Origin of the sequence: Leuconostoc inhae (genome assembly GCF_019656015.1) — a bacterium.
Lineage (GTDB): Bacteria > Bacillota > Bacilli > Lactobacillales > Lactobacillaceae > Leuconostoc > Leuconostoc inhae_A.
Genome location: NZ_BPKW01000023.1, coordinates 1 through 12,222, shown reverse-complemented (window position 1 = coordinate 12,222; position 12,222 = coordinate 1). Strand labels below are relative to the sequence as shown.

Annotated in this window: 12 protein-coding genes; 1 reads left to right on the top strand and 11 read right to left on the bottom strand. The window is 34.6% G+C overall.

From position 1 onward, the window contains the following. Nucleotides 1-159: 159 nt before the first annotated feature. From K5Q14_RS09380 to K5Q14_RS09335, 10 genes are all read right to left on the bottom strand, one after another. Entirely contained in the window at nt 160-1,110 is a 951-nt protein-coding gene (locus K5Q14_RS09380) for a hypothetical protein (RefSeq protein ID WP_220735451.1), read from the bottom strand. Between the two features lie 30 nt (nt 1,111-1,140). Further along, entirely contained in the window at nt 1,141-2,223 is a 1,083-nt protein-coding gene (locus tag K5Q14_RS09375) for an EpsG family protein (protein WP_220735450.1), read from the bottom strand. An 89-nt stretch (nt 2,224-2,312) separates the two neighbouring features. Continuing rightward, nucleotides 2,313-2,621, bottom strand: a complete 309-nt coding sequence (locus K5Q14_RS09370; protein ID WP_220735449.1) for a hypothetical protein — start codon at nt 2,619-2,621, stop codon at nt 2,313-2,315. A 139-nt stretch (nt 2,622-2,760) separates the two neighbouring features. Beyond that, complete coding sequence (locus K5Q14_RS09365) at nt 2,761-4,080, bottom strand: MATE family efflux transporter (protein ID WP_220735448.1); 1,320 nt, start codon at nt 4,078-4,080, stop codon at nt 2,761-2,763. Between the two features lie 475 nt (nt 4,081-4,555). Next, a complete protein-coding gene (locus tag K5Q14_RS09360) occupies nt 4,556-5,551 on the bottom strand; it encodes a glycosyltransferase family 2 protein (protein WP_220735447.1) in 996 nt (331 codons plus the stop codon). Beyond that, on the bottom strand, nt 5,541-6,647 hold the full coding sequence (locus K5Q14_RS09355; RefSeq protein ID WP_220735446.1) for a glycosyltransferase: 1,107 nt from the start codon (nt 6,645-6,647) through the stop codon (nt 5,541-5,543). The genes K5Q14_RS09360 and K5Q14_RS09355 overlap by 11 nt, the downstream gene beginning before the upstream one ends. Then, on the bottom strand, nt 6,647-7,261 hold the full coding sequence (locus K5Q14_RS09350) for a sugar transferase (protein ID WP_220735445.1): 615 nt from the start codon (nt 7,259-7,261) through the stop codon (nt 6,647-6,649). Before K5Q14_RS09350 ends, K5Q14_RS09355 begins: the two co-directional genes overlap by 1 nt. A gap of 23 nt (nt 7,262-7,284) precedes the next feature. Continuing rightward, nucleotides 7,285-8,058, bottom strand: a complete 774-nt coding sequence (locus tag K5Q14_RS09345; RefSeq protein WP_220735444.1) for a CpsD/CapB family tyrosine-protein kinase — start codon at nt 8,056-8,058, stop codon at nt 7,285-7,287. Nucleotides 8,059-8,074: 16 nt separating this feature from the next. Beyond that, on the bottom strand, nt 8,075-8,974 hold the full coding sequence (locus K5Q14_RS09340; protein WP_220735443.1) for a YveK family protein: 900 nt from the start codon (nt 8,972-8,974) through the stop codon (nt 8,075-8,077). A gap of 22 nt (nt 8,975-8,996) precedes the next feature. Next, entirely contained in the window at nt 8,997-9,767 is a 771-nt protein-coding gene (locus tag K5Q14_RS09335; RefSeq protein WP_220735442.1) for a tyrosine-protein phosphatase, read from the bottom strand. A gap of 297 nt (nt 9,768-10,064) precedes the next feature. Between K5Q14_RS09335 and K5Q14_RS09330 the strand changes: the two genes are divergently transcribed. Next, complete coding sequence (locus K5Q14_RS09330; protein ID WP_014975081.1) at nt 10,065-10,622, top strand: recombinase family protein; 558 nt, start codon at nt 10,065-10,067, stop codon at nt 10,620-10,622. Nucleotides 10,623-11,042: 420 nt separating this feature from the next. Here K5Q14_RS09330 and K5Q14_RS09325 read toward each other — a convergent pair whose 3' ends face one another. Then, nucleotides 11,043-11,369 (bottom strand): thioredoxin family protein, encoded by a 327-nt coding sequence (locus K5Q14_RS09325; protein WP_014335270.1) that lies wholly within the window; start codon nt 11,367-11,369, stop codon nt 11,043-11,045. Between the last annotated feature and the right edge of the window lie 853 nt (nt 11,370-12,222).

The following is a 12,222-nucleotide window of genomic DNA, read 5'->3' as shown; positions in this document are numbered from 1 at the left end:
AGTATATTCATTGGTTCAACAACGAAAGAATCAGTCTTGCCAATCAAAAAATAAAAGTTGCCTAATCAGTTCAGCCCCAGATAAAAAACATTCCGAATTATTGACTTATGAGCAACATTCCGAATTATTGACTTATGAGCATAGTTTAGATATTATAGTTTACTGTTTTACAATTTTATTTTTTAATTTCCTCATTGTTTTAATGATTAAAGAAAAATCATATATATTCCAATGTGTATTCAAACCCATTATTTTTTTAGATTTAGAAATGTCCATATTATAATTATTTTTCTTGACTGCACTATATAAATACTTCAATTTATAATTTTTTTGTCCTGGAAAATGAACACCCCAACAGTATTTATCCGTAAAAGCTCTATTTAAGGCTAATGATCTTTTGAAAAAAGGATTCACTACATAATTTTTATAACCTTCTTTAACAAGAGAATCTACAATCAAACTGTAGTAATTTTCTTCTGTATGCATCACATCTTGAAACTGACAATAAAATGATTTGAACTTACTTAAAAATATTTCAATCCTAGCAGTATCAAGCATCAAAAATTCTCCACCTAAAGGTGTAATAGAGGAATCTAGTTTTGAAAAATCTGCACCATGAAAATCCTCTGTCCAAAGATTTAACATTCTAAACTCTTGCCATTGAGTATAGCTAGCAAGATCATATTGATTTAGTAATTTAAGAGTATCTTCCATATAATCAAAGAAAACAACATCACTATCTACGAAAAACCATTTATCAACCGAAAACTGTTGCTTATTTAAATAAATAAAAGATAACACATCAAAGATGAACATTGAGCCCGCCCACTCTTTACTTTCATCAACAAACTTAGAGGATACTTCGTATACTCGTACCTCTAATTCTTCTACTAAAATTGAATAATATTTTCCCTCTCTTACCCTCTTTAACCTATCTAAATCATTTACAAAAAGTCTTTTTTCAAAGCTATATCTTTTCAGACTGACAAATAACGTAACAAAAGTTTTCAAATATATCTCATCATGTTGCTCTAATGAGTTACTACTCATATTTTTATATCCGTTTTTATTTTTTCCAAAAAAGAATGTTGTACAAAAAGAATAATTCATTTTTTCTCCTATGTTCTTTAACACATATTTCTATTTATTCATCGTATATGGCAATATTCCTGAATAATTACCGCTAACCTGTATATAGTAAGGCACAAGTGTAATTAACAAAATACCTATCGTCAGCATTAGTCGCACAGTATCTTTTTCTTTAAATTTCAAACTAATGTAATCTATAGCAATTGGTATAAATACAATGCTTAAAATTGAATAAAACAGCTCTACCCTATTGAGTAAAATATTATTATAAAATACAATCCCAATACTTAAGCCAACAGCTGTTAAGGCTATTGTATTGCGATGACGCTCAGATATCAATCCATATCTTTTTTGGTAAAGTAGTAATAAGCCTAGCAATATGAACAGGATAAATACTTTGACCAAAATTACACGTCCCTGCCCCTGATCTGCAATATTAAATTGTGTTCCAGTGATATACATCTCATAATGTGGGAAAAAACGTACAAAAATGTTTAAAATAGCATCAAAAATAAAACTTGCAAAAATCGTAATTGGAAAAATACCTAATGTCTTTTTCGCATCCCAATGTACTTTTGTAAGCCAATAGACAGGAAAAGCAACGATTGCTGTCGCATGAAATAAGGTAGCCAAAACTGTCAAGATAAACCAAGGCATAACCTTTTTATCTAAAGCAAAAGAAATTGCTACCAATACAAGCCCCATGGCAATAAATTGTCTTGAAATATTAAAACTTGTAGCATAATAGAACAAGCTAATGTATAAAAACGTCGCAACAAAATAATGTTCCGCTTCTTTCCAAATGAAAAAACCAATAAGTATCGTAATCAAAACAGAATTAGCAGCTGTGATTTCATGTCCCGTATAGCCAAATACATTACCAATCAACTTGTTATAGATGACATATCCCAAATTATTTTCAGAACTCATCCCGTAATTTATAGATTTAAAAATATTTTCGTATAGTGTAACATCCGTCCCAACACTTGATGCACGACTTGCTGAAATAAAGCCTAGTGTACCAAACGTAAGAACACAAAAAATCGTTTTTTGGATTTGTGCTTTTTGCCGTAAGAGCAATGTCATTAAATAAATCATCGCGATCATCGGGAAAAGTAAAAAATAAATTACCATGTGTTGCTTCCTTCATATTCAAATTTAAAGCTAACTCCTGGTCAACACCAACATAAGTTTACGAGTGTATCGTATCGCTTTCAATATCATTATCTATCTACTAACTGCTTCCCAATAGTCAAACATAAAGATTTACCTAAAAATGCCAGACTAGCAGCTAATTTATTCTTTAACCTAGCACCTTTCGTCATAAATGGCGCTTTTCGATTTTCTTTGATTTCATGCCAAAGCTTTTTTTGAGCCTGCTCAAATTCTTTTTTCTTTGGAATTTCCAAAAAAATTTTCACTTCCGCAGCAAATGCTCGGTTCTTAATTTGACATGCTAAATTTGGAAACTGTGCTAATATATCGTTTTCCATTTCATGAACCATTTCTATTATATCCAATTTTTTCTCCAAAATTCATTCCGTCTCCTTGTATTTATCCGCCAATATTTCATCAAATGTACGGCTACATTCATTTCTATGATTTAACAAAGTAAAAGATGACTTGTCAGCCGCTTTTCGAATAAATCTTGATTAACCCGACACTAAGTCTTTAATGCTTCCAGCTCATTTTTGTGGTAATAAACTTATTCATACTACCGACAATTGTAGTAAGCAATTTCTTATTAGTAACAATAATCAGCAAAATTGAGACTAAACTCAACACAGCCGTCACTTGAGGTGAATGAATATAGTTCGCCACAAAAGCCATTAAAAACGCCAAATGTGAAACCGCAAGATACTTCCAATTCACTTTAATCTTCATGAACTTTTGGGTATCGAAGAAACGAACCACCGAAAGAAGCAGGAACGCAACACTGGTGCTAATCGCTGCACCAACCGCTCCAAATGATTTCGTTAGAATCAAATTCAATGCAACATTGATAATTGCCCCGAATATAGTTGTATACAGAACACCTTTTGTTTTTAACGCGGCGACATAGATTGTACCAAGGAACGATGCGATGCTGGTGTATAGAACTGAAACAGCAAGCCATGGAACAATCGTCCATGCTAGAAAATATGCTTGTGATAATAAAAGATGGACGATAAATTTATTAAACACAATAAGAAATACAATTCCTATTGTCAAAACTCGGATTGTCAAGTCAAGAATGTTCGAATAAAATTTAGATCCCTTCTCATCTTCAAATTCCTCGACAGCCGACATTTGCCATGCCTGAGTAAATATTGAATACAAAATAGATACAATGGAAGGCAATTTATTCGCGGCCGCGAATAACCCATTCGCAGCAACGCCAGCAAATGTTACAACAAAAATTCTGCTAGATGCACTAGATAACCACCACGATAGAGTATTAGGTATCAACGGAATACTGTAGGCTAGCATTTTCTTTACCATCGTAAAATCCACGAATCGAAGTGAAAAATGGCGCCATACTTTTAGAAAAACAGACAAATAAATTGCTGACACAACTAGTGCTATCACCATCGATAGCAAAAAACCAGTTAATCCAAGCCTTAGAACAATCGTCAATAACAATCGTGACGGTGACGTTGTCGCTGTAACTAGATAATTATCTCCATTCAAGTAACTCGTGTACTTAATCATAAACGGCAAGGAGTTCAATACCCCAAACTTAATAATCAAAAATGACAATATTAAGCCAGCTGTTCCAACAAATACAGCCGATCCAAATCTTCTTCGAGCATTGTCACCCGCATTTTTGAACACAAGGTAAACAAACCAAATGGCTACAGCAACAACTGAGGTTCTGTGAAAAGTTGTAGCCAAAGCCAAAGGAACCAATGAAATGGTAAAGCTCTTTCTGAAGCTCCATCTTGAATCAAAAAGAAATGATGCCCCAAGATAAACCAAGACCATCGCTACACTTTGTCTCATCAAATTCATAGTAGGCCCGCCCATAAAACAAGCCAAAAAATACAACGAACTGAATTACTGATGAAATACCAAATAACGATTCATACCTGAACGCTGCCCACAAAAACAGGAAAATAATGATAAACTCTAGCCAAAAAAGAAGACATTGATATTATTCGAAAATTTTGAGACAACATAGTTTAGCAATGCATACCCAACTTCAGTTTGATTTGAGATTGTTATTTTTGCAAAATAATCCGCAAAATCACTAAATTGCGTGGCTAAATTAAAATTATAAAGCCCATAATTTTTTTATATCTGTACCAATTACCAAAGTTCGTACGCCAGAAACAAACGCAAGCGGTATAGCAGCAACGGCCGCAATGCCAACCTGTGTTATTATATTATTTTTCCTTACTATTGTTCCTAATATAAAAAAACAATGTTATGAAAAATGGAATAAAGTAATATTGCATGCCGTCTAGTTCTCCTCAATGTTTTACCCTTACCTTTCGGGAACACTTCTTATCATTCCATCAAAAATACGTCTACCTAACTTAATAAAGATATGTAATACGTTGGCCTTCAACGTTGGAAACAGCCTGGTAGACATTCGCGCATCAATTTCAATAGATTTAAGGGACTTCCAGATTGCATCCGTATCATGATAATTTCCATTTTTTAGCGCCCGTTTGTAAACACCAGTTAGTGCGGACAACGCTTTCGTGTCATAAGCCAACAACAACGCCTTCCTTGTTCGTAGCAACTCGCGGCCTTCTTCAACAACATCTACCAAATCCAACAATTTAGGGCTGAATCGTGAATGCATAATCGAGGTAGCCCTGTTAACATACGCATAGGAAGGAATATTATTCATAACTACGTCTCTAGACAAATTTGGCAAATAAAACGGAACTAAGAATTGTAAATCTTCAAAGAGAATGCCTTCTTTAAATTTAGCCTGTTTCAAGTCCGCCATTGCGTACATTTTGCCCCATGCACTTACATCAAACGAATCAGCTTGTTTTAATAACTCTATCAAAGCCATATCTGCTCTCAAATGCGTACGACGCCCACTCAACTTGCTTGAAAATTCAAATGATTCATCATACCCATTTACATCTTCAAAACCGGTAATACTTGCAAAGAGCTCCTTATTAAGCAAAAAAGGTTCTAAAAGAACCTCAACGAAATAATCAGCGATAAAGTCATCAGAATCGACAAAAACGCCGTATTCACCAGTTGCATGATCAACACCCACATTTCGAGCACTTGAAAGCCCGCCGTTAGGCTTCGTCACTACTACTATCCGCTCGTCCAACTTTGCATACTCTGATAGCTTTACCAAAGTTTCATCAGAACTACCATCGTCGACAAAAATAAGTTCTAGATTGTCATAGGTTTGAGATAGATACGTAGGAATCGTTTTATCCATGTACGTTGCACTGTTATAAAAAGGCACAATAACCGATACTAACGGCTGATTTAATCTATTTTCCATAATAATTATCCACTATCTTATCAATCATGGCGTCATAGTCAGCCGTGATTTCACTTTGAGTATTTTCTTTGTTTCTCAGTTTGTTTATAAATGCTTCCAACTTTTCAACTTGCAATGTTCTTGAATCATCAATATTAAAAAGCTCAGTGCCATTGTACATTTGAGCAAAATCGATATTTCCCGGTACGTTAGACAGGAAAACTGGAATGCCGAATGAACCGGCTTCTAAGAGTGAGTATGATAATCCCTCAAAAAAACTGGTCGAAAGGTACAAATCCGCTGCTCCTACCAACGCATTTGTTTTTTGCATTTCCCCTTTAAAAACTACACTGGTTTGTTCGTTCACAAAGTTCTTATATTCAGAATCGATTTGTCCAATCCAAACAAACTCAACATCCGGCATATCTTGTTTTACTCGATTTGCAAGATCTACAAATAAATCCGGATTCTTTTGTTTTGTTGCTCTGGCAGTATTTACTACAACAAATTTATCCGAACTAGTTAACCGTTTCCGTTCAAAATCGTAATTAAAATCTGCCAAAATTGGTACAGCATTTGGTATAACTTCAAATTTTTCAGGCTTGTCTAATTTCACGGATAAAGCCGCCTGCATCTCAGATTCAGACACATTAAACGTTTTCGCTGTAAACCAGCGGCTCAGGAGCCGTTCAATCAGTACAAACATATTCTTTTTCTTGTCTGAAAATTCTTCCGATAGAAAAGAATATGCATGTGGCGTATAAAACACACGATTCACATTTGAAAGCTTTGCTGCAACTCTAGCAATCACACCTGCTTTAGATGAATGTGCATGAACAACTGCAATACGCTCATCCCTTATAATTTTGTGTACCGCAATCACAGACTTTATATCAAGAACCGGTGAAATATTTCTAACCATAGTTTTTAAATCGTACTTAGTTAGCTTAGATTCCGTTCTTGAAATCCAAGTATCAAAAGTCTTATCTGCAAAGTCTGAATTGTATACTAAAACCACTTCTATCCTACGATTAATCAGTCCATCCATTAGGTCGGTCAAGTGACGCCTTAACCCACCTCCCTCGGACTGTGTGATTATCATAACTTTATTTTTCATTAAAAAGCTCCATTCTTTTCACTTGGAAAAATAAGTAAGATGGTCTTTGCCATTATGATTATATTCAGCCACCAAGTACGATGTTGTATATACTCTAAATCTAGATCAATCATTTTTTCAAAGGGAAGATTACTTCTGCCACTAACTTGCCAAAGTCCAGTAATACCAGGCTTAACTGTGAATCTACGCTGTGATCTCTCATCATAGGATTCCACTTCCTTTATGAGTGCCGGACGTGGCCCGACCAATGACATTTCTCCTCTTAAAACATTCCAAAATTGCGGTAGTTCATCCAAAGAGTGTTTTCTAATAAATTTTCCAATATTGGTAGTCCTGGGATCTTCGTGCATTTTGAACATACCTTCAACATCACTATGCTCAATTAGTCTACTCCACAAATCTTCTGATCCTTCAACCATACTTCTTAATTTGAACATTATAAAGTAGGAACCATTTTTTCCTACCCTACGTTGTCGAAAAATAACTGAACCACCATCTTCTCTCTTAATTAGAAAAGCAATAATTAAAATTGGTATGATCGACAGAATAATACCAAGAACGGCACCAAATATGTCCAAAATCCTAATTGCTATGTCTTGAATCCATCTCTTCATTTTTCTCAATCTCCCAATCAAACCTATTTAGACTTGGTATCTCCATAACCATAGCCGTACCCATAACCATAGCCGTAACCTGAACTCCCTTTCTTTCTACGACTTTGATCATTATAAATAAATCCTAATACAGGTGCTTCAGCAATTTTTAAAATTTCGTTTGTTCGTTGCAGAGCGCCTTTATTGGTTTTGCCGCCATTAATCACGATAGCTACACCATCGACTTTAGACATAAGGACTTGCGCATCTGTTACCATCAAGAATGGTGGTACATCAAAGATAATCAAATCATACTGTGACTTGAGCTGAGTCACCAATTCAGTCATTCTACCCGAACCCAATAATTCAGCAGGGTTCGGTGGTATTGGACCTGAAGTTACCACATCGAAATTATCCATGGCGGTACGATGAACAACATCACTGATTTCTTTATGATTATCGCCTAAGTAATTCGTTAAGCCAGCCGAATTACGATTTAAACCAAAACTAACTGCCACAGTTGGACGGCGCAAATCAGCGTCAACTAACAACACTTTTTTCCCTTGCTGTGCATAGACAATTGCTAAATTGGAAGCTACTGTGGACTTGCCTTCAGATGGCAGTGCCGAAGAAATTAATAATGTTTTAATCTCGCCTCTAGATACTGCAGCAAACTCAATATTAGTTCGCAAAGTACGAAATTGTTCTGATACAGGGTTCTTTGGTTCAGCCGCTGTAATCAATCTAGCGCCCTTAGCCATTGTTTCAACAGACAAACCATCTTTACCGACACTTGATTGTTTCTTAAAAAAACTCATAATTATCTCCTCCCCTTTACTCCCGATCTAAATGACTCAAACGTGATCGTTGTGTCCCATTACTCTGGTTTACCTTAACTGCAGCACTACTTGAAGGTGCCATACTGAAGTTTTTGATTGGCTTAATATGACCGATAATACCTAAGTTAGTCATACCAAATAATTGTGAGACTTCATCTGGAGACTTAATCGTCGTGTCTGCCAATTCTTTAACCAGCATATAAAGGAAAGTTAATCCACCAATAACTACCAATCCAGCCAATGTGAACAACTTAGTATTTGGTGAGACTGGCTTCTTGTTGGCTTTGGCTGAATCTATAATTGACACGTTATTAATTTTCATAAAGCCACCGATTTTGTCTTTAAAGACATCAGACACTTCATTAGCTACGTCTGCGGCTAATTTGGGGTCTTTTGACTTAACATTAATTGAAAATACTTGTGAATTTTGTTGACTAGAAATCGTGACCATACTTTTCAATTCATCAACTGAAAGCTGGTACTTTGTTTTGTTAGAAGGCTTGGTGATTTCTTTTTGGGCCGGTGTGACTAAGCGTCGTGTGCCATCAGCAAGTGTTTCATAGACAGCATCTTTAGCCTTTTGGACAACAATTGGTGCTGGATTTTCTAATTTATCAGAAACATCGCCTAGTACATTGCTTGAAATAATTAAATTTTTATATGTATTGATCAGCTGGACATCCGCCTGTTGATCAGACAAGTTAGCTGTGGCAGTACTCGTATCATCAGCTGATCGGTTAACTAGCATACTAGTTGATGCACTATATGTTGGCGCAATAACAAATTTAGCCACAACGTAACCAGCACAAGCGCCAATAATAGCCATAAAAATAAGTGCAAAAAGATGCTTCTGAATGATATGCCATAATTGGCGCAGTTCAAGAACGTTATTCATGGTTCTGCAATCTCTCTCTTCTCTAAAATTTACTAAAAAACTTTCTTTTCACAATTGGTTCTGGTAAAAGCGTTGTGACATCATTACCATCTAAAATAGCTTCAGCATTGCTCTCCAACAATTGCTGATACTCTTTACCTAACTGCTTTTCAACTTTGACCATTGCTTCAGCTAATTCATAACTACGGTTAGGCAGATCATGGGCGTCAGACACAAAAACATGCGCTAGATTATGACTAAGAATTTGCTCAGCAAATTTCTCAACTTTTTTTCCAAATGTTCCCACATAAGAACTAGCAGTTACCTGAGCCAACGCACCCGCTTCGATTAAATCAAATAGAATGCTTGGCGTTGTCATAATTTTGGTATTTCTTTCTGGATGAGCAATTTCGACCGTAATACCACGTTGCATGATTTGAAAAATCATATCTGTACTGTAAGTAGGCACATCATCATCAGGAAACTCTAACAATAAGTAGCGGTTAGTCTCATCAGCGAACAGAATGTCATCATTATCCAGAGCTTGAAGTAAGTCACCATTTATCCTGACTTCTTGTGAGGGAAAAACTTGCAATGGAATATTATTATTATCTAAGTGACTTTGAAATTCTTCAGTTAACCGAATAACGTCTGGTTTATGATTCACATAGTGCCCATTCATATGATGAGGCGTCATCAATGCAGCCCTAATACCGTTATCAACCGCCTCTTTAGCCATACGGATAGAGGCTCTATATGATTTTGAGCCGTCGTCAATATTTGGTAATAAATGGCTATGCAAGTCTACGATCATTAAACAATCCTCATTTACTCGTCTATATAAGAATACAACTTTTTCTTTTACAATACTTTATTTTCAATTAATGTAAATAAACAGTAATTTTTGTTACTTAATAAAAATAAATTGTAACTAATGATATAAAGATACTTTATCAACGATACTAAATTAACAAACTGCTTCGAAAGTGATACAAAAATGTTTATTCAATTATTGTGCAATTAAATGTTAAGTATCTTGCGCTTTTTATATCCCTTGATATAATAGGTTTTATAATATGCAATTTAATTATGCAAATTAATGAGGTGGAAAATGACAGTTTATGGCTATGCACGCGTCTCAACAGCGGGACAATCGTTAAATGAACAAAAAGATACTTTGAAGAAGGCTGGTGCTGATATCATTATGAGTGAAAAATATTCTGGGACCACTACCACACGTCCCCAATTCGAAAAGTTAGTTCATTTAGTTGAACCAAATGATACTTTGATTGTCACAAAATTAGACCGTTTTGCCCGTAACACGCGAGAAGCGCTAAATTTAATTGACTCCCTATTAAAAGAAAAAATCGTTATCAAAGTTTTAAACTTAGGAACGATTGATAACACTCCTATGGGTCGTATGCTTGTTAGAACCTTATTGTCGGTTGCGGAGATGGAACGTGACATGATTATTGAACGTACACAAGCAGGAAAAATATTTGCTAAGCAACACAATCCTAACTATAAAGAAGGCAGACCCAAAAGAAAAAAAGATAGCCGAAATACTGCTATCTTTGAATATTCAAAAACACATACTGTTAAAGTAACTGCCGAAGCATTCAATATTTCACCTAGGACCGTGCAATATATTAAAAAACTATTCAGATAATCATGAATGCTAAACAACATTGTTGTTTAGGTAACGGGAGAACAAATTAATATAAATATTATCAATGACTCTGGTTCAAATTGGGATACACTTGTGGAGCAAACTAGCATTCAGACGATATACTTTAATAGGGGAGTTAAAGTAGTTTTCTGGCTAAAATGATAAAAACATGAAACTATTACTATTATTGGTAAATTACTCAATTTTTTAAAAATTGAGGTATAAATGATTTTATTGCAAAAATTTTATGTGCATAGAGCGAAGATATACAAAAAATATTCCCTTTCAAATGATTTTAGATTGAACGAATATAAATATATGAAATACGCTTATAGAAAAATCAATACAATTATCAGTCAAATAAAATACTAAACGAAAAAATTAAGAAATATATTGAATATTACACATGGATATTGATCACTATTTATTCAATGAACTATTTAACATACTTTTAACAGTATTCTTTGTTTGCAGACCTACTGATCTGTCAATAATTTCTCCATCCTTGTAAAATAAAAAAGTTGGAATCCCAGAAATAGAGTGACGAACATTCAGCTCCATATTTTTATCTACATTTACCTTACCAAATTTAACATTTTTGTATGATGGGTCTTCTGCTACCTTTTCTAGAACAGAATCCATCATTCTGCAGGGGGCACACCAATCCGCACGAAAATCAACTATGGTTATCCCCTTTGACACAATCTGTTCGTAATTTTCTGTTGTTAACTCAATTTCATTTACCATATTATTTTCTCCTTGTACTGGGATAAACTATCGCTACTGCATAAGCTTTGGTCACCTTTGAAAATTAATATTAAGAATATAAGTATTAAATTCATTTTAATTTAATGACGTAACTGCAAAATTTGAATTAGAACATTAGCAACCTAGAGAATGGAGCTGACTATTTATTGCACTAAAAATTACTCAGACATCCAATGAACCGGATTATTCCCATTCTGTTACTTTGTTATCATTTAAACTGCGCTTGTAGTTAAAAAAATTTTTATATCAACAAATCGTTGTTTAAAATTATATTAACGTACGGTATTTCTTTCAGTGAACTGCTACACGATTCAAATTTAGATGAAAGATTTCTAAGTGGCTGTTATCATGATGCCTACAGACTAGATATTAATAAAATTAACCGTAGCCCATGCTGAACTTGATATGAAAACTATTATCTCTGGATCCAACACTGTTCAATTACTAGTAATCTTACACGACAAATTTTCATTTTTACCTACTAGGATAACAGGAAACTTCTCTAGATGCTTGACATCCTTTACTATCTTGGATCTACATTAATCACTACGGCTTACCCTATCTAGCTCACATACCAATAGAATTCTTTAATGGGAACAATCACATTGCTCATTATTTAAATTAACGACCTTCTTTTGGCTAAGTTTTAGCAGCAAATCTATAAATTTTTCTTATAATAAATTAATATGAAAATACCCCTATACTATATTTATGGACCGAATAAAATAGCCCACCTTCTTAGTATAAGAGCAGATTGCTCATAAGTCAATAAATCGGACTATTTTTTATCTAGGGCTGCAGTGATTAAGCTACTTTCATTTTTCGATCGGCA

Coding starts and splice junctions, on each gene's coding strand:
- K5Q14_RS09380 (WP_220735451.1), bottom strand. CDS start 1,110: ATGAATTATTCTTTTTGTACAACATTCTTTTTTGGAAAAAATAAAAAC.
- K5Q14_RS09360 (WP_220735447.1), bottom strand. CDS start 5,551: ATGGAAAATAGATTAAATCAGCCGTTAGTATCGGTTATTGTGCCTTTT.
- K5Q14_RS09355 (WP_220735446.1), bottom strand. CDS start 6,647: ATGAAAAATAAAGTTATGATAATCACACAGTCCGAGGGAGGTGGGTTA.
- K5Q14_RS09340 (WP_220735443.1), bottom strand. CDS start 8,974: ATGAATAACGTTCTTGAACTGCGCCAATTATGGCATATCATTCAGAAG.
- K5Q14_RS09335 (WP_220735442.1), bottom strand. CDS start 9,767: ATGATCGTAGACTTGCATAGCCATTTATTACCAAATATTGACGACGGC.
- K5Q14_RS09375 (WP_220735450.1), bottom strand. CDS start 2,223: ATGGTAATTTATTTTTTACTTTTCCCGATGATCGCGATGATTTATTTA.
- K5Q14_RS09345 (WP_220735444.1), bottom strand. CDS start 8,058: ATGAGTTTTTTTAAGAAACAATCAAGTGTCGGTAAAGATGGTTTGTCT.
- K5Q14_RS09325 (WP_014335270.1), bottom strand. CDS start 11,369: ATGGTAAATGAAATTGAGTTAACAACAGAAAATTACGAACAGATTGTG.
- K5Q14_RS09365 (WP_220735448.1), bottom strand. CDS start 4,080: ATGAATTTGATGAGACAAAGTGTAGCGATGGTCTTGGTTTATCTTGGG.
- K5Q14_RS09350 (WP_220735445.1), bottom strand. CDS start 7,261: ATGAAGAGATGGATTCAAGACATAGCAATTAGGATTTTGGACATATTT.
- K5Q14_RS09330 (WP_014975081.1), top strand. CDS start 10,065: ATGACAGTTTATGGCTATGCACGCGTCTCAACAGCGGGACAATCGTTA.